This window comes from Streptomyces hygroscopicus subsp. hygroscopicus (assembly GCF_001553455.1).
Classification (GTDB): Bacteria; Actinomycetota; Actinomycetes; order Streptomycetales; family Streptomycetaceae; genus Streptomyces; species Streptomyces hygroscopicus.
The window spans coordinates 1-26,290 of sequence record NZ_BBOX01000083.1 but is presented as its reverse complement, the minus strand read 5'-3'; the positions used below and the strand labels follow the sequence as shown (position 1 = coordinate 26,290).

Below are 26,290 nucleotides of genomic sequence, written 5' to 3'. Positions count from 1 at the left end.
CTGGTAGGAGCAGGGACGAGAGGGATCCGTTGAGCCCGGTTGCGACGGTAAACGGCCGGGTGGATGCGGGGCTATGCGGGTGCGACGGCGCTGAGCGCGTGGCCGAGGAGGTGGCGGATGCCGGCCTCCGTGATGGGCCTGGGATTGGCGTAGGGCGCGGCGAGTGCTTGGGAGACAACGGTCTCCACGCCGTCCTCGGGCATGCCCAGTGCCGTGAGCGACATCTCGGCGCCGAGGCCCTGCGCGAGGTGGAACAGGTGCGAAGCCGGCTCGGTGGTGCCGAGTGCCGTCTCCAGCGCGGTCCGCGCCGCCGGCGCTGCCGGGAGGTTGAAGGCGAGCACGTGGGGGAGGACCGCGGTGTGGGTCTCGGCGTGCGGCAGATCGAAGGTGCCGCCGAGGATGTGGCAGAGCTTGTGGTGCAGGGACATCGTGGTCGCACCCAGTACGCTGCCGGCGAGCCAGGCCCCGTACAGGGCGTCGGAGCGGGCGTCGGTGTCGTGCGGATCGGCGGCCACCCGAGGCAGCGCGTCGGCCAGGGCCCGCGCCGATTCCGCCGCCACCAGCGTGTGGATCGGCGAACCGTCGGGCGCGTACAGGGCCTCCGCGGCGTGCGCGAGGGCGTTCATGCCACTGGTCACCGACAGCGCGGGCGGGAGCGTCGTGGTCAGTTCCGGGTCGTAAACCACAACGGACGGCAGGACGCGGGGGTCCCGTCCGGTGGTCTTCCGGCCATCGGCGGTCAGGCCCCAGATCGGCGTCATCTCCGATCCGGCGTAGGTGGTCGGCACGGCGACGATCGGCAGGCCGGTGTCCTTCGCGACGGCCTTGGCCAGGCCGATCGCGGAGCCACCGCCGATGGCGAGGCAACCGTCCGCGCCGGTCTCCCGCGCTCGCGCCACGGCCTTCGCCGCGATGGCTGCCGGCACGTGCATCGTGGCGTGCGGGTGCAGATCGGCGATCCGCTCGCCGAGCGGGGCCGCCAGTTCGGCGGCCAGGCCGGCGTGTCCGGGTGTGCACACCACGATGAGCCGGTGCAGGCCGAGCCGGTCGATCTCCTCGGGCAGCCGTGATCTCGCGCCCGCCGCGAAGACGACCCGGCCCGGACGGTTCTCGTGGACGAAGCGGTGGCTCATGGCCGTACCCGGTCCAGGACGACGTCGAACGTCAGCAGCCGGAAGGGGTTGGCGACACCGTACTGCCCGGCGCGGAGCGGATCGTCAACGGTCGTGACCGGCCTGATCAGCGACTCCTTCACCCCGAACACCGTGTCGGAGTCCAGGTACGGACTGTCTTCGACGAAGACGTGGGTGGTGACGGGGGCGTGCCCGTCGGCTTCGGCGATGACGTGGATGTGCGCGGGGCGGTTGGGGTGTCGCCCGGTGGCGGTGAGCAGCCGGCCGACCGGTCCGTCGTCCGGGATCGGGTAGTAGCGGGGGACCACGGTCCGCAACCAGAAGCGGCCGTCGTCGTCAGCGGTGAACAGTCCCCGCAGGTTGCGCTCGGGTTGTGTCCCGGGCTGCTGGACGTCGTAGAAGCCGGCTCCGTTGGCCTGCCACACGTCCACCCGCGCTCCGGGCAGCGGTGTTCCGTCGGACGACCGGACCTGTCCGGCGAACACGCAGGGCTCGCCCTTGCCGTCCAGTGAGATGTTCGCGCCCAGCTCGCGTGGCGGTGAGTCGACCATGTGGAACGGGCCGAGGACGGTGGTGTCGGTGGCGGCCGCGGACTTCCGGTTGTTGATCGCGTCGACCAGCATGGACACTCCCAGCACGTCGGACAGCAGGACGAACTCCTGGCGGGTGTCGTCGCACATGTGCCCGGTCGCGGTGAGGAAGTCGATCGCTCGTTGCCATTCCGCCTCGGTGGGCTCGATGTCCTTCACGAACGCGTGCAGGTGCTCGACCAGCTTCGTCATGACCTGCTTCAGCCGTGCGTCCGGGGTGCCGGCGAAGCTCTCGGTGACGATGTCGACCGAATCTTCTTCGGAGAAGCCGGTGGTCCGGGTGGTCATCGGTCCTCCCCGCGCGTGGTGGTCCAGGGCGGTGCGGTGACCCCGGCCCGGCCGAGGGCGAGGGCGCCCGCGTCGAAGGCGAGCCGGGCCGCTTCCGCGGCGGGCCGGGCGTCGAGGTCGTCGGAGAAGACCTCCACCGAGACCGGCGCGCTGACACCGTGGTCCCGCAGCGCGCGGAGCACGCCGAGCGTGTCCCCGGCTCCCTGGCCGGGAAGCAGCCGCCGGTGCCGGGCCTCGTCGGTCGGATCGGGGCCGGGCTGGGGGAGTACGTCGCACAGCTGCAGGGTGGTGATCGCGGAGGGGGGAATGCCGGCGAGATCCTCGGGCCGGGCGCCGGAACGGAACCAGTGCCACAGGTCGAGGGTGATCCCGCCGTTCGGCCGGTCGGCCGCCGCGACCACCTGCCACGCCTCGCCCAGGGTGCGGACATGGCTGTAGGGGAGGAACTCGAACCCGACCAGAACGCCGTGCTCGGCGGCGCGGTCGCACAACGCCCCGAACGGTTCCACGAGGTCCGGCAACGGGTGCTCGGCGAACATCGGGACGTTGAGGTGGCGGATCCCGATCCGGTCGGCGAAGGAGAACATGGCTTCCTCCGCGGCGTCCTCGCCCTTGACCCAGTCCCAGTTGTGCTCCATCTCCAGGACCCGCACGCCGTGCCGGTCGAGCAGATCGCGGATCTGCCCGTCGGACATGTCCGCGCGGGAGTAGTCGCTCACCCGCAGGCCGATGCCGGCGAACCCGGCACCGGCCGCCGCGGCCACCCGGGTGGGCAGGTCGGCGTGACGCAGGGTGTTGGCGCTGCAGTTCAGGAATTCCGCGGTCATCTCGATGCTCTCACTCTTCGCTGGGGTTGCCCGGGGTGGCTGATCCCGCCAGCCACTTCGCGCCCTCGTCGTACAGCCGCCGCACCGCCTCCCCGGTCAGACCGGGCAATCCGGTCTTGACCGTGAACCCGGCCTTGGTCTGCAGATAGCCCAGGTGGCGGTAGCCGGTGGGAAACCGGTCGAGCAGTTCGGGATCGAGTTCCAGCCGCGCGGACGGGTCGACCGGATCGAGCCGGTCCTTCTCGTAGATCGGCTGGCGGCGGACGACCTTCCACTGGCCGTCGTACCGGCCGCAGAAGTCGTAGAAGCGGCCGGTGCAGACCACGTCGACCTCGACCCCGTCGATGCTCGCGCGCTGGTTGATCGTCATCTTGGTCTGGGCGATGGCCCGGTCGCCGTTGATCTCGGCGCTGTGTCCGCCCAGGAAGTGCAGGATGCTCACGCCGCTGTCGAAGCCCGCCCGGCTGACGTCGATGAACTCGGCCGCCGGTCCCTGGAACCAGGTGGCACTCATCCATCCCTCGGTCGGGTGCCACACCGTGGCGAAACGCTCCCAGTCCGCGGCGTCGCGCCACACGGCCCAGTTCTCGACCAACTCGCGTAGTGCCAGCCTGTCTTCGAGGCTTGTCGACACGCTCAGGACCTCCTTGGTGTTCATTGGACCGCCGGCGCCAGCTGTGTCCCGGCGGCCACGTGTATCACTTCACCGGTGATGTTCCGGGCTCGCTCGGACACCAGGAACGCCACGGCATGTGCGACGTCGGCCGGCTCCACGAGCCTGCCCAGCGGCGACGCCCGGGCGAACCGGTCGCGGTAGGCGTCGAGAGCCCCGGCGTCGGCCTTCTGGGTGTTGAACGCGGTGTCCACGAAGCTCGGCGCGACGACGTTGACGGTGACCCCGAGCGGGCCGAGCTCGCGGCACGCCGTGCGGGTCAGGCCGACGATCCCCGCCTTCGAGGCGGCGTACGCGGGTGTCCAACCGCCACCGAGCCACACCCGTGAGCCGATGGAGACCACCCGCCCGCCGCCCTGGCGCCGCCACCGGGGCACACAATGTTTGATCATCAGTGCCGGTCCGGTCAGGTTGACGTCCAGCGTTGCCCGCCAGGTGTCCAGGTCCATGCTCCGCACCGCATGCGGCGGCTCGATACCGGCGTTGTTGACCAGGGCGTCGACGCGGCCCCACACCGTGTCCACGTGTTCGATGGCGGCCCGGACCGACTCCTCGTCGCAGACGTCGGCCTCGACGCCGAGCACCTCGCCGGTGCCGGCCAGCCGGCCGGCGGCTTCCCGCGCTCCGCGGCGGTCGAGCAGCGCGACCCGGAAGCCGTCGTCCAGCAGGACGGTGGCGATGGCCGTGCCCATCCCGCCGGCGCCGCCGGTCACGATCGCGACGGGCGCGGTCACGAGGTGTGCTCCGGCTCGTGGCCGCGCTGTGCCGTGCCCCGGTGCCGCGACGCGACGTCGATGATCGTGCGCGCCAGGGCCCGCGGCATCGACACCATCGGAGAGTGGCTCGAGACGAGCTCACTGGACGATTCCACCCGGCTCGCCATCATCCGCTGGACCTCCGGTGTGCAGGCCCGGTCCAGGGTGCACACGACGAAGTGCGAGGGGACGGTGCGCCAGGCCGCGTTCGAGACGACCGCCACCCGGGTGCCGGCGTGTTCGGGCGTGAGGCGCTCGGCGGCCCTGGCCGCGTCGGCCGGCGTGCAGTCGTGGTAGAAGGCGTTCCGCGCGATGTCCGGATCGATGACCAGGTAGTCGCCGACCTGGCGAATGTCGTCCTTGCCCGCCTGAGAGCCCGCCTCGGCGTCGTTGACGGACGCGACCGACTCCCCGGGTTCCAGACAGAACGCGCTCACGAAAACCATGGCCCGCACATTGCCGGCGTCACCGACCTCGGTCAGCAGTGCTCCGGAATAGGAATGCCCGACGAGGACGACATCACCGCGCACACCGGCGAGGACGCGGGAGAGATGGTCGCAGTGTCCGCGGAACGTCGGATCGCCCGGGGAACGGTCCTTGCCCGGCAACGTGACCTGGACACAGGGATGGCCGGCCGCTTCGAGCAGGGTGGCGACCCGTTCCCAGGCCCAGGAGCCGTGCCACATCCCGTGGACGAGAACGATGGTGGGAAGGGTGGTCACAGCGCGGTCCTCTCGGCCAGTTCGCGGTCCATGGCGGGCTTCTCCTCCGGGGTCGAGGGGCGGTCGCGCAGACACCAGGTGAGTGCGGTGCCGGCGAGGTGGAGGCCGGCAATGACCCACAGCGTTCCGGCGACTCCGATCGGTGTCACCAGTCCGGCCACCACAGGGCCCAGGAACTGGCTCACGCCCGCACCGAGGTTGAGGATGGCGATGGCGCCGCCGATGCGGTGCGGAGCCAGCGTGGGCATGATCGCGGACAGCGGGACGTAGCCGGCGAGCCCGGCGCCGTACACGATGCCCACCACGAGGACGGCCCAGAAGTCCGAGCCCGGGCCGAGCAGTTTCGGCACATAGCAGAAGGCGGGAACGCTGACCGCGCAGAGAACTCCGCCGAACCAGGCCACCGTGCGGATGCGGCCGATCTTGTCGGCGACGTACCCGAACACCACGTTGGCGATGATGTTGGTCAGCGTCAGCGTCCCCCACACGGTCTGCCATTCGGAGGTGGACAGCCCGACATCGCGGACCATGAAGGTGCTCAGGAAGACGACGAACGCGTAGAAGCCCAGCGTATTGATCACGCGCACGATCCCGCCGATGCCCACCTTCGGCCGTTCGACGACGATGGTGACCGCGCCGAGAACCGAGCGCAGGCTGGTCCGGAGGCCGCCCGGATCCGACCGGCGGGCCTTGACCAGGAAGGCCAGCATGATCCCGCCGAGTCCGATGAAGATCAGCGACGAGGCGAGGGTGGCGAACTCCCCGATGAGCGGGATGGCGGCGCCCGCGTAGTAGGAGCTGACCACTCCCAGGCCGAGCACGAAGAAGAACCAGTACCACCCGACCGCCTTGCCCATCACCTGCTCCGGCGTGTCCATGGCCAGCCAGACGAGGAACCCGTACGAGAACAGGGGGTACCCCAGGCCGCGTATGCCGAAGCTGATGACCATGAAGGTGAAGTTCTCCTGGGCGAGCGCGGCCAGGAACGCGATTTCCAGAACCACCCAGATGCCGAATCCGGCGAGCATCACCCGCCGAGGGCCGAAGGCTTCGGCAAGGGCGCCGGAGAGCCAGGCCGCGACGGCGACGACGAACCCGTAGACGCTCCACAGCAGGGACGTCTGGCCCGAGCCGAAGCCGTGCTCGGCCAGGTAGGGAGACAGGAAGCCGGATTCGATCCCGTCACCGATCATGAACAAGGTGAGTGCCACGAATCCCCAGCGGAGATTCGGGACGATGCCCTGGCGTGTCCAGAACCCGGTCATTGGTTCTCCCACCCAGTGGTAATGCGGACGCGGGCCCCGTTGTCGCTCGCCGACATGTGCAGAACCTCCTTGTTCTGTGCCGATCTCTCCGTGATGCAGCGATCATGCAGACCATCCGTCGCCCACGCCACCATTCATTGCCATCCAGTGGCAATCAGCTTTAGGTTGCCGGTGTGGCAGGCAGAACCAACACCCCCGGTCAGACCGTTTCCCGCCGGCTGCTCGCCGTCCTGGACACCTTCGACGTGGCCCACCCCGCGTTGACCCTCACCGAAGTGGCGACCCGAAGCGGCCTGCCGGTCTCCACCGCGCGCCGTCTGATCAACGAGCTCCGCGCCTGGGGCGGCCTGGAGCGGCTTGACGACGGCCGCTACCACATCGGGATGCGCCTCTGGACGATCGGCGCACTGGCCCCACAGCAGCGGGGGCTGAGAGCAGCGGCCCTGCCCTATATGCACGATCTGTTCCAGGCCACACAGGAGAACATCCAGCTGACGGTCCTTGAGGGCACCCAGGCTCTGTGCATCGAGAAGATCTCCAGCACCAAGGCCGTTCCGACCCTGACCCACATCGGTGGCCGCCTCCCCCTGCACGCGACCGGGGTCGGGAAGGCCATCCTGGCCTTTTCCGGCGAGGAGCTGTTCAGCTCCGTCACGGAAGCGGGCCTGGCCCGGATGACCCCGCACACGATCACCCAGCCCGGCCGGCTCGCGGCCGCACTGGCGGAGGTCCGCGCGTCCCGCGTCGCCTACGCCTACGAGGAGATGACCTTGGGAGCCGTGTCCGTCGCCGCCCCGGTGCTCGGCCTGGACGGCCGGGTCCTGGCCGCACTCGGCATCGTGGCGCACTCCCGGGCCGCCCTCGACCGGCTCGCCCCGGCCGTGCGCACGGCGGCGCTGGGTATCGCCCGCTGGGCCAACTGAGCCGGCCCTGCCGCGTCAGTTCCCTGCGCGCCGGGGCCGGGTGGTCAGCCCCGGCGTGACAAGGGAACCGGTCGCCCCGGCGATGTGAACGGCCGCCGCGCCCGCGGGCGGTACGCGGCGGCCCCGTCCAGGAGCCGGCGTGGGGCCGTCTTTGCCGGCGTGCGCGCAAGCGGCCGGGTCAGGCCCCGTGCCGATAGGTCGGGTAGGTGAGATAGCCGGCGTCGCCGCCCTGGTAGAAGGTGGCCCGGTCGGCGGGTGCCAGGGGCAGACCCGTGCGCAGGCGTTCGACCAGGTCGGGGTTGGCGAGGAAGCCGCGGCCGAAGCTGATCAGGTCGGCGCCGTGGCCCAGCCAGTGGTCGGCCTCGGCCAGTCCGGTCTGCCGGGGGCCGTCGGGCACGGTGGGGTTGACGATCAAGGCTCCCGGCCAGGTCTTGCGCAACTGCAGGAGCACCTCGTCCTCCGCGGTGGCCTCCAGGTGCACATAGGCCAGGTCGAGCCGGGCCAGCTCCTGCAGCAGGGCGATGTTCAGCTCGGCGGCGTCGTCCTCGACCACGCCCCAGAAGCCTCCGCCGGGCGACAGCCGGATGCCCGTACGGGCGGCGCCCACGGCGTCGACGGTGGCGGCGGCGGCCTCGACCGCGAACCGGATCCGGTTGGTGACCGAACCGCCGTAGCGGTCGTCGCGCAGATTGGCGTTGGACGACAGGAACTGGGAGATCAGGTAGCCGTTGGCGCCGTGCAGCTCGACCCCGTCGAACCCCGCGTCGACCGCGCGGCGCGCGGCGTCCGCGTAGGAGCGGGCGTGCTGGGGCACCTCGTCGGTCTCCAGGGCCCGGGGCGTGGGCAGGGGCTGCGGACCGCTCGGGGTGAAGACGATGCCCTCACCGGGCACGGCCGACGGGCCGACCGGCTGGAAACCCGTGGTCTCCGGATGCGAGATCCGGCCGCCGTGCATGATCTGGGCGAAGATCCGGCCGCCGTTGACATGCACCGCGTCGGTCACCTGCCGCCAGGAGTCTTCCTGCTCGTCGGTGTGCAGACCGGGCGTGCCCGGATTGGACTGCCCGACCAGGCTGGGCTGGACACCCTCCGAGATGATCAGGCCGGCCGTGGCGCGCTGCGCGTAGTAGGTCGCCATCGAGGGGGTGGCCAGGCCGCCGTCGGCGGCCCGGACGCGGCTCATGGGGGCCATGACGGTCCGGTTGGGCAGAGTGAGTTCGCCGAGGCGGTAACTGCTCAGCAGGGAGGGCATGTCGGTTCTCCTCACGTAGGTCTGTGCTCCGGTTGCCGCAGCACACGGGTACGCTAGAACCTGACACTGGCGTCAGGTGCAAGCGGATCTTGCCGCGGGTACGTGTGGGGCGCACCACAGGACCCGCGGCGCTGTGGACCACTACGGGAGGGCAGTCCAGTCATGCGGATCGGCGAACTCGCGGCACGCGCCGGAGTGAGTGTGCGGTCGGTGCGCTACTACGAGCAGCGGGGACTGCTCACCAGCACCCGCACGCCGGGCGGGCAGCGGCAGTACACGGAGCACGACGTGGACCGCATCCACTTCATCCAGGGCCTGTACGCGGCCAATATCTCCAGCCGCACCATCGCCGACATCATGCCGTGCGCCGACTCCCCGAGCGAGCACAACTCCGACGCCGCACTGGAGCGGATGGCCCGCGAACGCGAGCGGATAACGGCGCAGATCGACGAACTTCTGCGCGCCCGGGACACCCTCGACAGGATGGTGGCCTTGGCCCGGGCCCACCGCGAGTCCCTGTTGCACACGGCCCCTGCCGCGGATGCGCCGGCGGTGACTGAGGACTCCACGCCGCGCTCGCCGGGGCCCGCCCCCGTGTGAGCCGACGGCGTCACCGCATCACTGCGGCCGTGCGCGCCCTGCACGACCGCGATTCCGACGCCGAGGTCCCCACCCGCCAGCTCGGCTGGAACGAACGACACCGCCGACGAGCCGATCCCGCACGTACGCCGGTCCGACCCGTTGCCGGCGGCAGCCGAAGCACCGGCCGAGGCTGGCTGATTCCTCCAGGCCCGTGGCGGTCACCGTGCGGTGAGCCCTTTCCAACGTGAGGCTCTGCCCGGACGATGAGCCGTATGGCGCTCTTTTCTTCATCCGTCCGGCTGTGGTTGCTCCCCAACGCCGTCCTGCTCGTCGCGCTGCCCATTTGGGGCGCACTCCGCTACCCGCACCTACCGGGGCGGATACCGAAGCACATCGGGGTCGATGGAGTGGACGCCTGGACGGACAGGTCGATCGGCAGCGCATTCGTGCTCGTCTTCGTGTATGCGGGAATGACGGTGCTGATGGCCGGTTGTGCGGAGCTGACGCTGTGGCTGACACCGCGCGATGAGCTGTCGAACGCCGACGCCGCGCCGTTCGCCGGCGCACGGGCTGCGTCCTCTCTGCTCAACAGGCCCGCCAGCCGGGCCTCGGCACGCCGGATCGCACGCGCCGTGTTGCTGCTCGACACCTGTATCGGTATGTCGTTCCTCGCGGGCTGCGCCGTGCTCTGGCGTTCCACGCCGGACCCGAACGTGCCCGGATGGCTCCTCGTGGCGATGCTCCTGCCGCTCCTCGTCGGCACCGCGGTGACGGTCGCTGCGGCCGTGAGCGACCGGAAGCGGTGAGCCCGTGCCCCGGGACGTCACGACTGGACCAAGGGAAGCGCTGGAGGTCGCCACAGGCGGCGTACCGCACTCAGCACGTACAGTGAATTTGTGGCACTTAGTGATGGAACGTACAGGTTCGGACCGCCGACCGGCCGTCTGCTGATCAAGACCAGCCGCGCCGGGCCCGGCCGGAAGGCCGGGCATGACCTCACGATCGAGGCCACTCGATGGTCCGGAACCGCGGTGGTCGTCGCGGGCGACCCCGGGAAGTCGTCGGTGACCGTGTCGGTCGAGACGGGGTCGCTGGCCGTCCGGGAGGGGACGGGAGGGGTCAAGCCCCTCACCGACGCCGACAAGGCGGAGATCAAGCGGACGCTGGAGCGCGAGGGCGTGCTGCACACCGCACAGCACCCCACCATTGCCTTCCGCTCCACCAGCATCACCGGAACGCTCGGGTCCTTCCAGATCACGGGGGACCTCACCATCAAGGGTCGGAGCCACCCGGTGACCGTGGACGGGGGCAGCGACGGGGACGGCATGGTGTGCGGCCGGGCGACCGTGACCCAGTCCGCCTGGGGGATCAAGCCGTACAGCGCGTTCCTGGGCGCGCTGAGGGTGGCCGACGACGTCCGGATCGAGTACGCGGTGACCGAGCTCGAACCGCTTCCCGGTCCCGGTCAGGGCTCCGAACAGCCGTAGGGCGTGTCGCGAGAGTCCCGCTTGCCCCGGCGACGCCTGGCGGGCACGCTCGCCGCGTTGCCGGGGTCGTCCCGACAGTTTCAGGATCCCCGGCAGAGCCAAGCCGGCGGGCAGCGATACCTCCGCACCACGCGGCGCCATGCGAGGGGCGCAGGCGGCTGCGGCCTCTTCGCGCTATGGGTGCGTGCCGTGGGCGACCGAGACGATGAACAAGACCAGGATGCCCAGCAGGATCGCGGCGAAGACGGCCCAGCCATGCCCCCGGCCGCCGTCGGCGCGCCCGCCCGTCCCCACGGCGGCCGATGCCGGGGTGGAGGCCACATGGCGCCAGCCTCGGCAGGCCGCACAGGGCCGGGACGGAAAGGGGACCCGGACATTGCGGCTGCTCAGCCCCGCGGTGGGGAAGGTGGCCCGGACACCCGGCGAGGTGGGCGTCAGCCCGTGGAGGTAGATGGCGGTGCGCCGTGGATCGAGGATCGCCGAGCGGTCGTCGTCAGGGTGCGCCAGTGCGGTCACGACCTGGGCCGTGGCCAGGGCGACGAGCTGGATGTCCACCCGGGCACCGCGGGCCGCCTGGGTGTCGGTCGCCGCCCGCCGGAATGCCGCCGCGCACTCGTAGCAGGGGGTGCGCCTGCCGGGGAGCACCCACAGGATCTCGCCGACCTCGGCGTCACGAATCCTGGGGTCCACCCAGACCGCCGGATACACCGCGGGCCTGCCCGCTACCAGGGCCACGCGGTTGACGTGGCGTTGGCACGCGGCCGAGTCGGTGGCCGCCACCACCACGTCCGCACCGCGCACCAACGACCGCTGCTGGTCCGCGGACAACTCGAGAAAGTCCACGAAATGGCCGATGGCGTCACACGACGGGAAGTCGCGATGGATCTTCCCGGCCAGCGCCAGGGCCTTGGACTCTCCCAGGGCCGGAGCACCGAGTGGGTGACGCACCAGGTTCTCCACCGCGAGCCTGTCGGGGTCGACCAGCCACAGCGGGCTGAACCCGATCCGCGCGAGTTCTTCGGCAAGAAATCCGCCGACCGCTCCGGCACCGACGATCAGCGCCGCCCCCGTACGCCGACGGTGGCGGGCCCAGACGCGCTCCTCCGGCGGATCGGTCAATCGAAGGTCCAGCGGGCCACCCGAACCGGGCGTGGCCCGGCCTCCTGGTCGTGACCGGAATGCTCCTCCGGTTTCAGCTCCCCGGTGTCGGTGTCGAGGAACCACTCACGCTCAGTGTCACGCGTCTGTTCTGCCGTCACTTCGGCCTTCTGCGGGGTCTGGGGTGCTGCGCCCACGAGAATCCCTCCTTACCGCTGTGCGCGACGAGACAGCCCGAGAATCGCCACGTCCCGCCCGCCGCCATCCGCCACCGCCCCGAGCTCCAGGCGTGACGGGAGGGGTGCCTGGCCGCTGTGCCTCTTGCCTCTCCCTTCCTACGTTACGCAGCGGTATGGGCAACGCATCCGGGGAGCCCGATGGCCTTCGCCGGGGGAGTCACCCGGCGGCGGGAGCCTGCCCGCGAACCGGGGCCACGCAAGACCTCCGTACAAGGCGCCGCCGCCGGACAGAGCCAACGGGCGGGACAGCTCAGGCAGCCGCGTGTGGACGGTGACGGCGCGAGCGCACATCGCCGCGATCCGCCACAACGTACCGGCACGGTCCGTTGTGCACGGTCAGGACCACCGGACCGCCGCACCGTGCTGCCCCTGCCACCGGCCGCGCCCCGCGCCGTGCGTGCTCAGGCAGTGCCGTCCGCCTGCTGTTGTGCGGGGGTGAGATGGACCAGGCACAGCGAGGGCTCGACGAACGGCTCCAGCCGGTCGACGCCCAGGGGAGCGCGTACTTCCTTCAGGGCGCCTCGCATGAGGCCCAGGTGCAGCGAGCACACCACCTCGCGGTGCTCCTCCGCGACTTCCCGGAACGGGCAGTGGCGCAGTGGGATGACCGGGGCCGCCCGGTCCTGCGCGAGGCCGGGGGCGAAGCCGACGTCCGTGAGCATGTGGGTGAGCCGCCGTACCGCCTCGTCGGAGTCGATGCGCTGGACGGGGGAGGGGGTGTCGGCGAGGTAGCGGCCCCATGCCTCGCCGGCGCCGACCGCGGCCTGCGAGGGGTGCGGCAGCGCTTCGGTGAGGAGGCCGGTGAGCATCTGGGCGAGCAACTGGTAACTGCGGCGGCCTGCCGGTACCCGGGAAGGGGCGGCGCGGTAGACGGCGCGGGGCCTGCCCGGCCGGCCGCGCCCCTCGGTGCTGCGCTCGGCGAGCCCCGCCCTGACCAGCGTGTCGAGGTGGAACCGGGCCGTGTTGGCGTGCAGACCCGTCTGCTCGGCGATCTCCCGTACGCCCACGGCTTCGGGCGCGGCGCGCAGTACGTCCAGTACATGGGCCCGGCTCTCGCCCACAGGAGGACTGGCCGGATCATGCAACGTCTGCTCCCTCATTTCACCAATTCAACCCAGTGCGTGAGGAGAAACGGGCGAGCATTTCGCCTGCCTCCGCTCCTGGCTTCGTCTGCCGGCCGCGTGATGCGCCGTCGCGCCGGTGTCATGGGCTGTCGGGCCGTCACCGGGCCGGATCGGAGCGGCGGCGGATCTGCATGCCGGGGCGGCGAGGGTGCACCGTCAGGTAGGCCAAGCCGCCGGGCCCCGCGGTGATGCCGCGTGTCGAGCCATGCGGCAGCCATAGGAGTCCTCCTTCGGCCAGCGGTAGTGCCCCTTCGGGGGTGTTCATCACGCCGTCGCCTGCGACGACGAGGACCAGCACGTCCAGGTCGGGTTCGGCGTGGGTGCCGATGTGCTCCCCGGCGGGCAGCCGGATCAGGTTGGCATCGAGTTGGCGGCCGGACTCGGCCAGTTTCCACAGGACGCCGGAGGACTCCCGGGGTTCACCGGTGAGGGCCCGGACGTCGCACAGCATGCGTGCAACAGCCGGCTCCGCGGGCTGCCCGCCGCTCAGACCCTCAGACATCGGCGTCCACCCGGGTGATGCGGACCTGCCACTCCTCGGGCCCGGACACCAGGTACTCCCAGCCGAAGCGGCCGGAATGGGTGGCCTCGAACTCGCGCCGCAGCTGTTGGGTGAACGCGGTGGTGAGTTCCTGGTGGGGCTCGGTCAGCTCGGCCAGTCTTTCCAGCAGTTGCCGGTGGGTTTCCTCGACGACGGCCCGCGCCTGGACATCCGGGTCGGTGTCGGTCGCCTGGATGAACACCTCTGCGGCAGGGGGCATGCGTGATCCTCTTTCCTCCGGCCGTGTCATGAGTGCCTGCGGAAACCACCGTGATTATTACATGTGGTTTCGTAAAAACGATGCCGGGTCGTACGGCGTTCGGGCTCCTTGCAGGCAGGACTGTTCCGGGAGGTGGAGGCGTCGGTCGGCCAGGGCTCGTCCCCGGCTGGTGGCCAGGGCGGGGAACGCCCCGGCCTGGGCAGTTCTCGTGCGTCCCGCGGCGCCGGTGTACCGGCGCTGTACCGCTGCTTCACCAGCGGCCCCTCCCGCGACGCGGTGGGGTCAGCGCCCTGCGTGCCGTAGCTTGCGGGCCCGGGAAGCCGCCCGCTTGATCTCGCGTGAACCGGTCTTCTCGGCGATGGCGAGGTGCTGGTCGGCCTGGACGGGGTCCACGAGACAGGCGCCGAGGTGGAGGTGGGCCAGAGCGGAGACCGCCGGGTCGGTCGAGGTGGTGCCCATGGTGAGCAGCTCCACCACGCCTTCGGTTCGGCCCGCCTCCAGGCGGCCGGCAGCCAGTTCGACCGCGGCCTTGGGCGCGTACGCGGGATGGCCGGTGGCGTGGATGCGTTCGAGCAGGTCGCGTGACTCCTCGGCCGCTTGGGCGTCGCCGTTGTCCCGGAGCAGCCCGGCGAGGTTGAACGCGGCGTGCAGCGCGACGTTGGGGTACGGGCTGCTCAGAGCGGCGCGGTAACGGTCGATCGCGGCGTCGTGGCGGCCGTTGCGGTCGAGCAGCATGGCGAGTTCGAGGTGGGCGGAGGCGATGACCACGGGGTCGCCGCAGGTGGTGGCGGCGACGAAGTTCTGGGCCGCCTCCTCCTCGTCGCCGGCGCCATGCAGGAAGCCGAGCTGGATGGCGGCGAGGCCCGAGGTGGCGCCGTTGCGGAGCATCATCGCCATGCGGTAGTTGGCCTCGGCGTCCGCCCACTTGCGGCGGGTGTGCATCGCTGTGCCCCGGATGAGAAAGACCTCGGCGGCGATGTCCGGGTCGGCGGACTCGCCCACGCTCTTGACGCTCTTCAGCGCGTCCTTCGGCTTCTTCCTGGCGAGTTGCACCAAGGCGGTGATGAGTGCGCCGGCCGTGCGTCGCTTTGTACTGTCAGATGTGGTGGCGCGCACCGCGAGGGTGGCGGCGTGCTGTACCCCGTCGGCTTCGATGAAGGCACGCGCGAGTGCGAGGAGGCCCGCGAAGTCGAGTTGGTCGATGCTCTCGTCGCTCAGGAGGTCGTCCGGATCGGGCAGTCTCAGCGGTCCCGGAAGGCCGCCGCCCCCGCCTTGTGCACTACTCACACGCCACCTCCCGCGTCTCCGCCGGCGCCACGACCGTGGCTCACCACCGGAGTGCTGCCCCGTCCGCCCGCCGCCCGTTCACCGGCCGCCTGCCGACCGCCACGATACCGGGCACATGCGGGGCAGGTACCGCGTGATGCGGCGGGAGAAGTCAACGAAAAAGGCCACGTGGCCTGTTGGCGGCGACTCTGTCACATGGAGTGGCCAAGCGCAGCTCTCGGTAGCCAATCCGGGCACTCGGCGGCAACACGGTGGCCGCTATGAAGCCGTTGAGGGTGCCGGGCCGTTGCGGCAGGCGTCTGAGCCGGTCGCGGACGAGGGCCTCGGGCCCGATCGGCGAACCCGCACTGACAACGCCGCGTGCAGGGCTGGGACGTGGCCACCTGCGGCGTCGGCGGCACCGTCGGCCACACAGGGCGCGTGTTCGGGCTCCGTGGCGTCAACGCAGCGTGTAGCCGCCGTCGGGGTAGAGCGTCGATCCGGTCAACTGAGGACATGCGGTACCTTCCTTGACGCGTTTCTGGTGGACGGACCAGCCGACGGACGGAGTTGATCCACTCACCTCCAAGCCGTGAGCGGACGCGCACATTCCCACTGCGGTGTGCGCACGGCACGCCGGGCTGTCGCGGGCGGGCGAGGGCAGGGCAGGTGCGCGTGCCGGCCGGGTGCGGGGCGCAGCCCCTGCCCGCCAGGTGCCGGGCAGCTGGTGCCGGGCGTGCCGGTGCCCCCGGAGCGGGGCGGAACCGGGGGCACCGGGTTGTGCGGGGATCAGGCGTTGACGATGACGGGCTGGTCGGCCACGTCGGGGACGTTCTCGGTGGTGCTGCGGTCGGGATCCTTGTGGAAGACGCCGCCCTTCATGATTCCGACGATCTTGTCGCGGTTCTGCAGGACGGTGATGTCCTTGAGCGGGTCGCCGTCGACGAGGATCAGGTCGGCGTAGAAGCCGGGTTTGATCTGCCCGAGTTCGTCGGGCATGCGCATGATCTCGCCGCCCAGCCTGGTGGCGGCCAGCAGCGTCTCCATCGGGGTGTAGCCGAGGAGTTCGACGAAGTGCTGCAGGTCGCGTGCGTAGGTGCCGTGCGGAGTCCAGGCGAAGCCGTAATCGCCGCCGGGCAGGACCCGGATGCCGCGCCGCCGCATCTCCCGCAGGCCGGCGATGGCGCACTCCAGCTCGCGCCGGTAGCCGGCGGCTTCGGCGGCCTCGGGCGGATAGCCGAAGGCCGCGGCGTCCTTCAAGGTGGCCACCAGCCAGTTCAGGCCGGGGGCGACGAAGACCTCGTCCTTTCTGGCTTCGAGCATGTCCAGGCCCTCTTCGTCGACGAAGCTGGCGTGGTAGATGATGTCGACGTTGTTGCGCAGGGACATCTTCACGCTCTCCGCGGAGCGGGCGTGGGTACATACGCGCAGGCCGCGGCGGTGGGCCTCGGTGGTGGCGGCGAGGACCTCCTCGTCGGAGAAGTAGTTGTCCTCGGCGTGCTGGTTGCCGGTGATCTCCTCGCCGGACATGCTCAGCTTGACCAGGTCCGCGCCCAGGGCCACGTTGGTGCGCACCCGCTTGCGCATCTCCTCGGGGCCGTCGGCGAACGCGGTGATGCCGTCCACGAGCGCGCCACCGGTGACCGCGATCTCCTGGCAGTTGGCCAGGTAGCGCGGGCCGGCCAGCAGCCCGTCGTTGATGGCGTCGCGGATGACGACGTCCAGGCGGGGCTTGGCGGAGGCCGCACCGACGCACATGGTGTATCCGCAGTTGAGGTAGGTGATCGCGGAACGGGCGGAGAGCAGCGTGTGCTCCTCCACGCCCAGGGTGCCCAGGCCCGGCAGATCGGCGGAGTTGGTCCAGCTGAAGTGGGTGTGCGCGTCGCACAGGCCGGACATGAGGAACTGTCCGCGGCCGTCGACGACGCGCACGCCGTCGCGGGGCAGGTCGCCGCTGCCGCGGCGGACCTCGGCGATGCGCTCGCCGGTGATCAGGACCTCGCCGGCGTACGGTTCGCTGCCGCTGGAGTCGAAGACGCGGACGTTGGTGAGCAGGATGGATGTGCTCGGTGACATCGTCGTCACCTTCCCTTCAGGACATCAGCGGTCAGGGCTGGGCGAGGAATTCCTGGAGCCGGCGGGTGACGTCGTCGGAGGCTTCGAGGGTGTGCCAGTGGCCGATGCCCTCGAGGATGTGCAGGGTGGCCTTGGGTAGCAGGGCAAAGATGTCGTCGTTGACAGCCGGCGGGCTGGTCCTGTCCTCGCTGCCGGTGAGCAGCAGCGCCGGGGCCTTGATGCTCGCGAAGTCCGGCTCTTCCGCTGCGGCCAGGGCCTCGCAGGCGGCTGCGTAGCCCTCGGGGTCCTGGCCGAGGAGGAGTTCGCGGATCAGGGCGGCGGCCAGGGGGCGCTGGGTGCGGGTCTGCTCGGAGGTGGCCACCGAGACGATGGTGTCGGCCACCGCGGACATGCCGCCCTCGCGCACGGTGCGGGCACGGGCGCGGGTGGCCTCCTTGGCCTGGGCGCCCTGGGCGCGGACCGGGCCCAGCAGGGCGAGCTTGGTGACCCGGCCGGGGTGGGCGGCGGCGAAGGTGGCGGCGACCAGGGTGCCCATGGAGTGGGCGACGACGGCGGTCTCCTCGATGCCTTCCGCGTCCAGCAGGGCGGTCAGCTCCGCCACCCAGCCGGTGATGCTGGGGGTGCCGGCGGAGGGCGAGCGGCCGTGGCCGGACAGGTCGTAGCGCAGCACCGTGTGGTGCTCGGCCAGGGCGGCGACCTGCGGGTCGTAGACGGTGGTGGCGCCGCCCAGGCCGTGGATGAGGACCACGGGCGAGCCCTGCCCGGTCTTCTCCACGAACAGCTGGGCGCCGGCGGCGGGCCGCAGGCGGTCACCGCGGGTCACGGGGCCGATGACATTGGTCAGCTCGCCCAGGCCCGGGGCGGAGACGGTGACCTGGTCTCCGGTGGTGAGGTACTTGGGCGGGTCGAACCCGATGCCGACGCCGACCGGGGTGCCGGTGGCGATGACGTCCCCGGGCTCCAGGGTGATGCCGGCGGAGAGCGTCTCGATGACGGTGGCCACATCGAAGATCATCTGCGAGGTGCTGGTGTCCTGGCGCAGTTCGCCGTTGACACGGGTCTGCAGCCGCAGATCGCGGATGTCGATCTCGTCGGCGGTCACCGCCCAGGGCCCCATCGGGCAGAAGGTGTCCAGCGACTTGCCGATGAACCACTGCTTGTGGTCGCGCTGCAGGTCGCGGGCGGTGACGTCGTTGATGAGGGTGTAGCCCCACACGTAGTCCATCGCCCGATCCCGGCTGACCTTGGAGGCGCGGCGGCCGATGATGACGCCGATCTCACCTTCGTAGTCCAGCGCCGAGGTGAGGTCGGTGTGCGGGTCGACCGCCTGGCCGGAGGCGATCACCGAGGCGGCGGGCTTGGTGAACACCACGGGGTGCGCCGGCAGGTGCCGGCCGTCGGGGGAGCCGGTCGCATCGAAGCCGCTCCTGGCGAACTCCGCCGCGTGCTCGGAGTAGTTGCGGCCCACACAGAAGACGTTGCGCGCCGGAACGAGGGGGGCCAGCAGCTGCCCGTCGACGGCCCGGCGGCCGATCTCCAGGCGCCCTGCCACCTCGGGGCCCGCGTCGATGATCTGCCGCAGGTCGCTGACGGGGGCGCCGGTGTCGGCGAAGCGCACCTCGCGGCCCGTTCCGTGTTCGTCGACCGCGCACACCCGTACGCCGTCCTTGCTGTGAATCCTTGCGAAACGCACCGAACCTCCAGAGAACCAATGCGAACCAATCTCGGGAATCGGTTCGTATCGGTGAGACTAGGTTCGCGATTCCGGGAGGTCAAGGCTCGATATCTCATGCGTTGGCGAAGCGGGGTGCTAGCATTGGTCCCCATTGGTTCAGGGAGGGAGTCGGATGGACCACGCCGTGGGGCCCGCCGCCACCGTGCTCAAGCATGTGCAAGAGATCATCGACACCGGTGGCCTGAAGCCCGGCGACCGCCTGCCCACCGAACGGGACCTGGCCGCCGCCACCGGGGTCGGCAGAGCCGCGGTCCGCGCCGCCCTGCAGGACCTGGAAGCACGCGGCATCGTCCTGCGCCACGTCGGTCGCGGCACCTTCGTCGCTCCTGACAACACCACCCGCCCCAGTGGCGCCGCCCACCAGGCCAGCCCCGCGGAGATCATGGCCTCGCGCCTGGTCCTGGAACCGGAGCTGATGCCGCTGGCCGTCGCCTCCGCCACCGGCGCGGACCTGGCGGAGATGGAGCGCTGCCTGCGCGGCGGCGAGCAGGCCGCCGGCTCAGAGGAGTTCGAACGCTGGGACACCGCCCTGCACCACAGCTTCGCCCTGGCCACCCACAACGAGGTCCTCATCAGCGTCAGCTCGCTGCTCATCGACGCCCGCCGCCAGCCCGTATGGGGCGGGCTCAAGCGCCGCAGCTTCACCCCCGAACGCCACCGCTGCTACTGCACCGAACACGAGCAGATCGTCACCGCCGTCCGCGAACGCGACCCGCAGGCCGCCCGCGACGCCATGCGCACACACCTCCACCACGTCCGCCGCGTCCTGCTCGGCGACCACCTCTGACACGGGCGCAATCACCGCCTCGGCCCCGCCCGGCGGAGGCGAGAAGCGGTCCGGCTCTGGCGGGTGAAGCGAGGCGGCTCGGCCAAGGAGGAACGGGACTATGGCACGCCAGACGCACCCCGGAGAGCACGTTGATCTCGAAGAACCGCAGCCGGTCTCCGTCGGGATTCCCGAAGACGGGTGCTTCGGCGGCGTTCCTCAGCCGGGGGCGTGGGGCCAGTGGGCGAGGTTGCCGAGTGAAGGGGCGGATCGCGTCGCCTCCTCTGTTGAGGGGCAGATCTCGTAGGAGTCACGCAGGCCGCTGAGGTCGAAGATCCGGAGTATCCGGCCGGAGACGGACCCGATGCGCAGTGAGCCCTCGTGCTCACGGATGCGTTTCGTGATCGCCACGATCACGCCCAGTCCCATCGAGTCCATGAAGGTGACGAAGCCCAGGTCCAGGACGAAGTGGTGGTGTCCCTCATCAATGAGCTTGATCACCGCTTCACGGACCATGGAGGCAGTGCGGGCGTCCACATCGCCGTCGATCTCGACAACGGTCCAGCCGTTCACCACGGTGTAGCTCACCATCATGCTCTCGTGCCGGACGATGTTCGCTCGCATTGCCATCCCTCTTCACGTCTTCGGACGGCACAGGATCCCCGGCACGGTGTGACCGGTGTGACCGGGGACGGTCAGCCCGCCCCCCGGTCTGGCCAGGAGCGGGGCGGGTTGCGTGCCCGTGTGCGCACGCCGAAGCGGCGGAGTCCGCGCCGGCGTCCGACGTCTCCGTCACCCGCCGCCCTTGGTCAGCCATTCAGCGAGGACAGCGGCCTGGCTGTGGTCGACATCCCTGGTGGCGGTCAGCAGCATGAGCTTGTCGTGCGCCGCCAGGTCACGCAGGTGTTCGGCCGCATCGCGGTGTCCGACGTCGCGGAGCTCCGCCAGGTAGCGGCGACGGAACTCGGCGAAGCGGCTGGGTTCATGGGCGTACCACGTGCGCAAGTCGCTGGACGGGGCGACATCGCGCAGCCACTCGTCCAGATGTGCGTCCTCCTTGCGCATGCCCCGGGGCCAGACCCGGTCGACCAGAACGCGCCTGCCGTCCTTCGGCGAGGTGTCCTCGTAGACCCTGCGACAGGTGATCTGTTTGGCCATGATGCACCCCTTCGAATCGGTCGGCCGCCCTTGCCTGAGCGGGTGAACAACTCCTGCTGCGCGGTGAAGGGTCCCGACGCGTCCATTTTATCCAGCCATGGTCATGGGCATCGGCCGGGATTCTGCCGGGTCAGTCATCGCCATACGGCATGAGGCGACGTCCAGAACGGCGCATTGACCAGGAGCAGCCCGCGCGACCCAGGCCGCGATGTCGTCCGCGGCGTCCCGGTCGTTGACCAGGCCGGGCCAGACGGGCCGGCCGCCGGCCGCGCGACCGGCGACCGGCGGCCGAGGGCTGGATGACGATGACGTTGGCGTGCTCGCAGGCGCCCGGGCAGCCGGTGATGCGTACCTGGGCGCTCTGTGCGAGGGATGAGCGGAGCTGGTCGAGCCGGGCGGCGTGGTCCGGAGCGGGGGTCTTCGCGGTGCCGCGGCAGCAGCCGCGGCAGACGGTGACCGTGCAGCGGGCCGCCCCCGCGTTCGCGGGGGCGGCTTTGCGGCTGCGGCGGCTCACTGGCCGTCCCCGCCGCGGGCGCGGCGCCAGGCGCCGTCGGCCAGCAGGCGCAGGCCGTTCAGGCCCACGATGACGGTGGAGCCCTCGTGGCCGGCGACACCGAGCGGCAGCGGCAGGTGACCGGCCAGGTCCCAGATGACCAGTCCGGTGATGAAGACGGCGGCGATGACCAGGTTCTGCACCACCAGGCGCCGGGCCCGGCGGGACAGGTGGACGACGGTGGGGATGGTGGCGAGTTCGTCGCGGACCACGACGGCGTCGGCGGTCTCCAGGGCGAGGTCGGATCCGGCCCGGCCCATGGCGATGCCGGTGTGGGCGGCAGCGAGCGCGGGGGCGTCGTTGACGCCGTCGCCGACCACCAGCACCTTGCGTCCGGCCTGTTCCAGTTCCTGGACGGCGGTGACCTTGTCGTGCGGGAGAAGGCCGGCGCGGACGTCGGTGATGCCGACCTCTTCCGCCAGACGGGCGGCGGCGCGCGGGTTGTCGCCGGTGACCAGCACCGGCGCGGTTCCGGTCAGGCCGGTGAGAGCGGTGACGGTGGCGGTGGCCCCCTCGCGCAGCCGGTCGGCGATGCCCAGCACCCCGACCGGGGTGCCCTCGGCCTCGACCAGGACCGCCGTACAGCCCTCGTCCTCCAGCCGGGCAGCCTCCACGGCAGCCGGGTGGTCAGCTCGGCCGGCCAGCAGCCGGGCGGGGCTGCCGACCGCGACCGCCTTGCCGTCGACGGTGCCCCTCACCCCGGTGCCGGGGGCGGAGGTGAAGTCCTCCACCGCGGGGATGTGCAGGGCGCGGCTGCGGGCGGCGTCCACGATCGCGCGGGCCAGCGGGTGCTCGCTGGGGTGCTCGGCGGCCGCCGCGATCCGCAGCAGCTCCTCCTCGCTCAGGCCGGAGGCAGCCAACGGACGGATGCCGGTCACCCGCGGGGTGCCCTCGGTCAGTGTGCCGGTCTTGTCCAGCGCCACCGCGTCGACCTGGCCGAGCTGCTCCATGACCACGGCGGACTTGATCAGCACGCCGTGGCGGCCGGCGTTGGCGATGGCGGACAGCAGCGGGGGCATGGTGGCCAGCACCACCGCGCAGGGCGAGGCCACGATCATGAAGGTCATCGCCCGCAGCAGCGTCGGCTGCAGAGCGGCGCCGAAGAGCAACGGCATCGCGAACAGCGCGACGGTGGCGGCGACCATGCCGAGGCTGTAACGCTGTTCGACCTTTTCGATGAACAGCTGGGTGGGGGCCTTGGTCCCGGAGGCTTCCTCGACCATGGCCACGATCCGGGCGATCACCGAATCCGAGGGGTCGCGCTCGACCTTCACCCGCAGCGCGCCGGTGCCGTTCAGGGTGCCGGCGAACACGTCGTCGCCCTCCTGCTTGGCCACCGGCAGGGGCTCGCCGGTGATGGTGGCCTGGTCGACCTCGCTGGCGCCGTCCAGGACGCGGCCGTCTGTGCCGATCCGCTCACCCGGGCGCACCAGAATGACCTCGCCCGCGGTCAGCTGCTCGGTGGGGACCGTCTCCTCGGTGCCGTCGTCGGCCAGGCGGGTGGCGGTGGTGGGGGCGAGGTCGAGCAGGCCGCGCACCGAGTCGGCGGTGCGGGCGGTGGCGATCGCTTCCAGCGCGCCGGAGGTGGCGAAGATGACGATCAGCAGCGCGCCGTCCAGGACCTGACCGATCGCCGCCGCTCCCAGCGCCGCGACGACCATCAGCAGGTCCACGTCCAGCGTCTTCTCCCGCAGGGCCCGCAATCCGGCCCAGCCGGGCTCCCAGCCGCCGGTGGCGTAGGTGAGGGCGAACAGCGGCCCCCAGGCCCACGCCGGCGCCCCGAGGAGGTGGAGCGGCAGCGCGATCAGGAACAGCACCAGGGCGGCTGTCGCCCAGCGGGCCTCGGGCAGCGCGAAGATCCGGGTGCGGCGCCTGGGCGCGACCGCGTCGCGCACGGCCGTGTCGCCGGAGAGCGCCGGGCGGGTGAGGGTGGAAGACATGGAGACAGGGGTCCTTTGCGCAGACGTGCGGACAGCGTCCAACCGCACCACCGTAACAGGAACGAATGAACATTGATTCATGCGTTCATGGAGGTGCGGCGTAGCCCCAGCCGAGGGTGACGGTGGTGGCGACCGAGGCGACGAGCAGCGGGCCCCGGCATCGCCGAGTTCACGGCCGAGTTCGGCCGCCCCCATGGTCTGCCCGATGCGTTCCTCGGGGGTGGCGGCGGCGAGCGCGGCGAACCCCAGCGGAGTGATCACCCCGATCCCCGCGCCGATCAGGACGGCCGCCGGCAGCAGGCCCGCCACACCGGGCAGCACGGCGGCGGCCAAACCGCACGCGGTCAGGGCAAGCCCCGCGGACAGGCCGCCCCGGGTGCCCAGCCGCCCTTCGTCCAGCGCGCGCCCCGCCCACGGCTGCACCAGGGCCGCGCACGCGGCCAGGGCGGACACGGCCGCGCCGGTGGCCACGGCAGGCAGGCCGTCGGCCCTGCCGGACAGGGAAAGGAACCCGACGCCGACGGACAGGGCGGCGGTGGCCGCGGCCAGGGCGGCGACCGGCCGCACAAACGACCCGTTTGCCAGCCGCCGCACCAGGTCCGCGAGCGTCTGGCGCGTCTTCGGCAGCGGCGGCACGGCCGGTACCGCCAGGGCGGCCCAGAGGGCGACCGCCGTGGCCAGCACCATCAGGACGGCGAACAGCAGCGTCAGCCCGTCCGCCCACACCAGCACGCCGCCGAGCAGCGGGCCCGCGGCGTAGCCGATGCTCTTGCAGAAGCCGTAGGAGCCGAACGCGCGGCCATGCCCCGCCTGCGGGTTCAGCCGGGCGACCAGCGCGGAGGCGGCCGGGGAGAACGCGGAGGCCGCCGCCCCCTGCCCCAGCTGAGCCGCCCACAGCCAGCCCGGGTCCCGTACGGCGACGAACACGGCCGAGGACGCGGCGAAAGCGACCAGGCCCCCGAGCAGCACCGGGCGGGCACCGAAATGGTCCGCGACGGTGCCCCGCGAGAGGCCCGGAGCTGATCACATTCCAGGCGGCTGAACGCGGCGCGCGGGCCGGCCCTGCGGCCTGGCGGTGTTGCCTCCGCCGCCCGGTGAAGGCAAGCAGGTCTTCCCCCGGCCCGGTCGGCAGGGCGCCAGGCCGCGCGCTCGGCGGCGGGGGAGGCGAGCAGGTCCACCGACGGCGGCTCCCACCGTGTACCCACGCGGCTCCGCATGGTCCCACGGCACCACGTTGCCGTACGGCCATAGCCGGCCGCCGGCCACCATCGCCGTCGGGCGGCGATGGCGGAAAGGGGCGAACGGGCGCCCGGCCAGGGGCACTTGAGGAGTGCGAATCCGTTGATATGCGCGATGTCCTGATCCGTTCTGGTGGCGGTGTTCCAGGTCCGTCTACGGTGCAGGAGCCGTCGACGGACCGGTGGGAGGGAGCCCCGCGATGCGGGGCCGCCGGTTGGGGAGGGGAACGCGGCATGGCGAAACACGGCCCGCGCGGGTCGGGGGACGACCCGGCGCCGGGTACCGGAAGGGCTCGGCCGACATCTCCGGACAGAAGTGAGGAGAACACTGTGCGTGGATCGAAGAAGGTGCGAAAGACACGGTTATGGGCAGGTGGGGTCGCGCTGTTGGGTACGGCCGCACTCACCGTTCCCGCGGCGGGAGCCGCGACCGCGCCGGTGAACGACGCGCGGGGGCCGAAGGCATCCGCCGAGGTGTCCACGGAATCGGTTGACGCGCTGGTCGCCCGGACCGGGATCGACGCCGGCCGGGCCGAGCGTTACCTGGCGGCACAGCCTCAGCTCATCGAGCGTGGCCAGGCTCTGGTGTCCCGGCTCGGTGATCGTTCCGCGGGGTTCTACCTCGACGCTCCCGTGGAGCAGCCGGTGGTCACCGTGCTGGACTCCGCCGCGGCCGAGACGGTCCGAGCCACTGGTGCCCGGGCGAAGATGGTGCGACACACCACCGCGGAGCTGCGCCGGGCCGAGGAAGCCCTGGGCGAGGCGGTGCCCGTGCCCGACACGTCGTGGTACATCGATACGGAGGCCAACCAGGTCGTGCTGACCATCGGACCCGGGGCCCGGGGCAACCCCGGCCTCGGCGCGTTACAGGCCACCGCCACCGGACTGGGCGATCGCGTACGGGTCGAACATGCCGCACGCAAAATGCGGCCGACCGCCATGCTCATGGGCGACGAGATCAGGATTGCCGACCCGGGGTCCACCACAGGCAACGTCTGCTCGGTCGGGTTCAACGTCCATTCCCTGAACGACACGAAGTACATCGTCACCGCCGGCCACTGCGTCAAGCCCAACAAGAAGTACTACGACTCGTCCGGGAATCAACTGGGTGACGTGGCGGAAAGCAACTACGGTGGCCTCGATCAAACGGACTGGGCGGTCATCAGGACCAATTCCAATGAATCGTGGTTCAGCATGGTCAACGGATATGGCCAGCCCGCCCAAGTGATCCACGACGTCGGTGATCGAGTGAACCTGGCACAGGGCGCGCAGGTGTGCAAGAGCGGCAGGACGACAAAAGTGACCTGCGGGAGCGTGGTGAACAACGACAGTGCCGTCAACTATGACGACGGCACCCAATTGCGGCACCAGATCCTGACCAAGGTCACTACTGAGGGCGGCGACAGTGGGGGACCGCTCTACATGAACGGAACGGGATACGGCATCATCCATGGGGGCGCCGCATTCTCGGACGGCTCGTCCGGCAGCTATTCCCAGCCCGTCAAACAGATCTTTGATGAACAGGGACTGGTCCTGAACCCTTGATGCCCCGGGGCGGCACCCGCTCTCCCGAACCGGGCCCCTGATCGGGTGGTCGCTCCTGATGTGGCACATGCGCGCAGGGCCTGCCGGTTGGCGGCCCGCCGGGCGCGCACCCTGCCGGTGGTGGTACGGGACGGGGGGACGGGTGGCCGGGTGGTCGTCGTCGAGGAGCTGCTGAAGGATCCGGTGGACGCCGAGCACACCGGCCACCTGGCCCCGCAGGCGGTGCCGGAGCGCGCGCCCGCCCGCCGTCGGCACCGCGGGCGCGGGGGAGCGGTGGGACCGGGCGATCGAGGC

Annotated in this window: 26 protein-coding genes and 2 pseudogenes; 7 read left to right on the top strand and 21 right to left on the bottom strand. The window is 71.1% G+C overall.

Going from position 1 to position 26,290, the window contains the following annotated elements:
- Positions 1-71: 71 nt before the first annotated feature.
- The 7 genes from AXW62_RS09325 to AXW62_RS09295 are packed head-to-tail and all read right to left on the bottom strand — an operon-like array spanning position 72 to position 6,253.
- The gene (locus AXW62_RS09325; protein ID WP_060944077.1) at positions 72-1,133 is read right to left on the bottom strand and encodes a maleylacetate reductase; all 1,062 of its coding nucleotides are present in this window, start codon (positions 1,131-1,133) and stop codon (positions 72-74) included.
- Positions 1,130-2,011, bottom strand: a complete 882-nt coding sequence (locus AXW62_RS09320) for an intradiol ring-cleavage dioxygenase (protein ID WP_060944076.1) — start codon at positions 2,009-2,011, stop codon at positions 1,130-1,132. Before AXW62_RS09320 ends, AXW62_RS09325 begins: the two co-directional genes overlap by 4 nt.
- Entirely contained in the window at positions 2,008-2,838 is an 831-nt protein-coding gene (locus tag AXW62_RS09315; protein ID WP_060944075.1) for a sugar phosphate isomerase/epimerase family protein, read from the bottom strand. The genes AXW62_RS09320 and AXW62_RS09315 overlap by 4 nt, the downstream gene beginning before the upstream one ends.
- A gap of 10 nt (positions 2,839-2,848) precedes the next feature.
- Positions 2,849-3,472 (bottom strand): nuclear transport factor 2 family protein, encoded by a 624-nt coding sequence (locus tag AXW62_RS09310; RefSeq protein ID WP_244502675.1) that lies wholly within the window; start codon positions 3,470-3,472, stop codon positions 2,849-2,851.
- Positions 3,473-3,492: 20 nt separating this feature from the next.
- Positions 3,493-4,245, bottom strand: coding sequence for an SDR family oxidoreductase (locus AXW62_RS09305; RefSeq protein WP_060944073.1), 753 nt, complete (start codon positions 4,243-4,245; stop codon positions 3,493-3,495).
- Positions 4,242-4,988 (bottom strand): alpha/beta hydrolase, encoded by a 747-nt coding sequence (locus AXW62_RS09300; protein WP_060944072.1) that lies wholly within the window; start codon positions 4,986-4,988, stop codon positions 4,242-4,244. Before AXW62_RS09300 ends, AXW62_RS09305 begins: the two co-directional genes overlap by 4 nt.
- Positions 4,985-6,253 (bottom strand): MFS transporter, encoded by a 1,269-nt coding sequence (locus tag AXW62_RS09295; RefSeq protein ID WP_063817550.1) that lies wholly within the window; start codon positions 6,251-6,253, stop codon positions 4,985-4,987. The genes AXW62_RS09300 and AXW62_RS09295 overlap by 4 nt, the downstream gene beginning before the upstream one ends.
- Positions 6,254-6,426: 173 nt before the next feature.
- On the opposite strand from AXW62_RS09295, the gene AXW62_RS09290 reads away from it, so the two are divergent.
- On the top strand, positions 6,427-7,176 hold the full coding sequence (locus AXW62_RS09290) for an IclR family transcriptional regulator (protein WP_060944070.1): 750 nt from the start codon (positions 6,427-6,429) through the stop codon (positions 7,174-7,176).
- Between the two features lie 178 nt (positions 7,177-7,354).
- Here the strand turns inward: AXW62_RS09290 and AXW62_RS09285 are convergent, their stop codons facing one another.
- The gene (locus AXW62_RS09285; protein WP_060944069.1) at positions 7,355-8,428 is read right to left on the bottom strand and encodes an alkene reductase; all 1,074 of its coding nucleotides are present in this window, start codon (positions 8,426-8,428) and stop codon (positions 7,355-7,357) included.
- A 162-nt stretch (positions 8,429-8,590) separates the two neighbouring features.
- Between AXW62_RS09285 and AXW62_RS09280 the strand changes: the two genes are divergently transcribed.
- The 3 genes from AXW62_RS09280 (at position 8,591) to AXW62_RS09270 (ending at position 10,497) form a co-directional block, all read left to right on the top strand.
- Positions 8,591-9,028: a MerR family transcriptional regulator gene (locus AXW62_RS09280; protein WP_060944068.1), complete on the top strand. Its 438-nt coding sequence runs from the start codon at positions 8,591-8,593 to the stop codon at positions 9,026-9,028.
- A gap of 254 nt (positions 9,029-9,282) precedes the next feature.
- Entirely contained in the window at positions 9,283-9,816 is a 534-nt protein-coding gene (locus AXW62_RS09275; protein ID WP_060944067.1) for a DUF1648 domain-containing protein, read from the top strand.
- 90 nt (positions 9,817-9,906) lie between these two features.
- Positions 9,907-10,497 (top strand): YceI family protein, encoded by a 591-nt coding sequence (locus tag AXW62_RS09270; protein ID WP_060944066.1) that lies wholly within the window; start codon positions 9,907-9,909, stop codon positions 10,495-10,497.
- 174 nt (positions 10,498-10,671) lie between these two features.
- On the opposite strand, the gene AXW62_RS09265 is transcribed toward AXW62_RS09270, so the two are convergent.
- From AXW62_RS09265 to AXW62_RS09230, 8 genes are all read right to left on the bottom strand, one after another.
- Entirely contained in the window at positions 10,672-11,616 is a 945-nt protein-coding gene (locus AXW62_RS09265; protein ID WP_060944065.1) for a HesA/MoeB/ThiF family protein, read from the bottom strand.
- The gene (locus AXW62_RS43820) at positions 11,613-11,792 is read right to left on the bottom strand and encodes a hypothetical protein (RefSeq protein ID WP_060944064.1); all 180 of its coding nucleotides are present in this window, start codon (positions 11,790-11,792) and stop codon (positions 11,613-11,615) included. Before AXW62_RS43820 ends, AXW62_RS09265 begins: the two co-directional genes overlap by 4 nt.
- A 443-nt stretch (positions 11,793-12,235) precedes the next feature.
- Positions 12,236-12,895, bottom strand: a complete 660-nt coding sequence (locus AXW62_RS09255; protein ID WP_252368553.1) for a helix-turn-helix transcriptional regulator — start codon at positions 12,893-12,895, stop codon at positions 12,236-12,238.
- Positions 12,896-13,055: 160 nt separating this feature from the next.
- Positions 13,056-13,409 carry a cupin domain-containing protein gene (locus AXW62_RS09250; RefSeq protein WP_370682897.1) on the bottom strand — a complete coding sequence of 118 codons (354 nt, stop codon included), beginning with the start codon at positions 13,407-13,409 and terminating at the stop codon, positions 13,056-13,058.
- A gap of 43 nt (positions 13,410-13,452) precedes the next feature.
- Positions 13,453-13,719: a DUF2249 domain-containing protein gene (locus tag AXW62_RS09245; protein ID WP_102884836.1), complete on the bottom strand. Its 267-nt coding sequence runs from the start codon at positions 13,717-13,719 to the stop codon at positions 13,453-13,455.
- Positions 13,720-14,001: 282 nt separating this feature from the next.
- Complete coding sequence (locus tag AXW62_RS09240) at positions 14,002-15,006, bottom strand: tetratricopeptide repeat protein (protein WP_060944060.1); 1,005 nt, start codon at positions 15,004-15,006, stop codon at positions 14,002-14,004.
- A gap of 768 nt (positions 15,007-15,774) precedes the next feature.
- Positions 15,775-17,061, bottom strand: coding sequence for a metal-dependent hydrolase family protein (locus tag AXW62_RS09235; protein ID WP_060944059.1), 1,287 nt, complete (start codon positions 17,059-17,061; stop codon positions 15,775-15,777).
- 31 nt (positions 17,062-17,092) lie between these two features.
- On the bottom strand, positions 17,093-18,754 hold the full coding sequence (locus AXW62_RS09230) for a bifunctional fumarylacetoacetate hydrolase/alpha/beta hydrolase family protein (protein ID WP_060944058.1): 1,662 nt from the start codon (positions 18,752-18,754) through the stop codon (positions 17,093-17,095).
- 154 nt (positions 18,755-18,908) lie between these two features.
- Between AXW62_RS09230 and AXW62_RS09225 the strand changes: the two genes are divergently transcribed.
- The gene (locus AXW62_RS09225) at positions 18,909-19,583 is read left to right on the top strand and encodes a FadR/GntR family transcriptional regulator (protein ID WP_060944057.1); all 675 of its coding nucleotides are present in this window, start codon (positions 18,909-18,911) and stop codon (positions 19,581-19,583) included.
- A 198-nt stretch (positions 19,584-19,781) separates the two neighbouring features.
- Here the strand turns inward: AXW62_RS09225 and AXW62_RS09220 are convergent, their stop codons facing one another.
- The 5 genes and pseudogenes from AXW62_RS09220 to AXW62_RS44420 all read right to left on the bottom strand — a co-directional run.
- On the bottom strand, positions 19,782-20,186 hold the full coding sequence (locus AXW62_RS09220) for an STAS domain-containing protein (protein WP_060944056.1): 405 nt from the start codon (positions 20,184-20,186) through the stop codon (positions 19,782-19,784).
- Positions 20,187-20,354: 168 nt separating this feature from the next.
- Entirely contained in the window at positions 20,355-20,720 is a 366-nt protein-coding gene (locus AXW62_RS09215) for a DUF488 domain-containing protein (protein ID WP_060944055.1), read from the bottom strand.
- Between the two features lie 87 nt (positions 20,721-20,807).
- Positions 20,808-21,234 (bottom strand): annotated as a pseudogene (locus tag AXW62_RS45600) ((2Fe-2S) ferredoxin domain-containing protein).
- On the bottom strand, positions 21,231-23,213 hold the full coding sequence (locus AXW62_RS09210; RefSeq protein WP_060944104.1) for a heavy metal translocating P-type ATPase: 1,983 nt from the start codon (positions 23,211-23,213) through the stop codon (positions 21,231-21,233). The pseudogene AXW62_RS45600 and the gene AXW62_RS09210 overlap by 4 nt, the downstream one beginning before the upstream one ends.
- A gap of 222 nt (positions 23,214-23,435) precedes the next feature.
- Positions 23,436-24,182: pseudogene (locus AXW62_RS44420) on the bottom strand (MFS transporter); the annotation flags it as partial.
- Positions 24,183-24,781: 599 nt separating this feature from the next.
- On the opposite strand from AXW62_RS44420, the gene AXW62_RS09205 reads away from it, so the two are divergent.
- Together AXW62_RS09205 and AXW62_RS09200 are read left to right on the top strand one after the other, a co-directional pair.
- A complete protein-coding gene (locus AXW62_RS09205; protein ID WP_159060843.1) occupies positions 24,782-25,996 on the top strand; it encodes a S1 family peptidase in 1,215 nt (404 codons plus the stop codon).
- Between the two features lie 60 nt (positions 25,997-26,056).
- A partial coding sequence (locus AXW62_RS09200; protein ID WP_159060842.1) for a hypothetical protein occupies positions 26,057-26,290 on the top strand: 234 nt, incomplete at its 3' end.

Coding starts and splice junctions, on each gene's coding strand:
- AXW62_RS09325 (WP_060944077.1), bottom strand. CDS start 1,133: ATGAGCCACCGCTTCGTCCACGAGAACCGTCCGGGCCGGGTCGTCTTC.
- AXW62_RS09320 (WP_060944076.1), bottom strand. CDS start 2,011: ATGACCACCCGGACCACCGGCTTCTCCGAAGAAGATTCGGTCGACATC.
- AXW62_RS09315 (WP_060944075.1), bottom strand. CDS start 2,838: ATGACCGCGGAATTCCTGAACTGCAGCGCCAACACCCTGCGTCACGCC.
- AXW62_RS09295 (WP_063817550.1), bottom strand. CDS start 6,253: ATGACCGGGTTCTGGACACGCCAGGGCATCGTCCCGAATCTCCGCTGG.
- AXW62_RS09285 (WP_060944069.1), bottom strand. CDS start 8,428: ATGCCCTCCCTGCTGAGCAGTTACCGCCTCGGCGAACTCACTCTGCCC.
- AXW62_RS09280 (WP_060944068.1), top strand. CDS start 8,591: ATGCGGATCGGCGAACTCGCGGCACGCGCCGGAGTGAGTGTGCGGTCG.
- AXW62_RS09275 (WP_060944067.1), top strand. CDS start 9,283: ATGGCGCTCTTTTCTTCATCCGTCCGGCTGTGGTTGCTCCCCAACGCC.
- AXW62_RS09250 (WP_370682897.1), bottom strand. CDS start 13,409: ATGCTGTGCGACGTCCGGGCCCTCACCGGTGAACCCCGGGAGTCCTCC.
- AXW62_RS09245 (WP_102884836.1), bottom strand. CDS start 13,719: ATGCCCCCTGCCGCAGAGGTGTTCATCCAGGCGACCGACACCGACCCG.
- AXW62_RS09235 (WP_060944059.1), bottom strand. CDS start 17,061: ATGTCACCGAGCACATCCATCCTGCTCACCAACGTCCGCGTCTTCGAC.
- AXW62_RS09225 (WP_060944057.1), top strand. CDS start 18,909: ATGGACCACGCCGTGGGGCCCGCCGCCACCGTGCTCAAGCATGTGCAA.
- AXW62_RS09220 (WP_060944056.1), bottom strand. CDS start 20,186: ATGCGAGCGAACATCGTCCGGCACGAGAGCATGATGGTGAGCTACACC.
- AXW62_RS09215 (WP_060944055.1), bottom strand. CDS start 20,720: ATGGCCAAACAGATCACCTGTCGCAGGGTCTACGAGGACACCTCGCCG.
- AXW62_RS09210 (WP_060944104.1), bottom strand. CDS start 23,213: ATGTCTTCCACCCTCACCCGCCCGGCGCTCTCCGGCGACACGGCCGTG.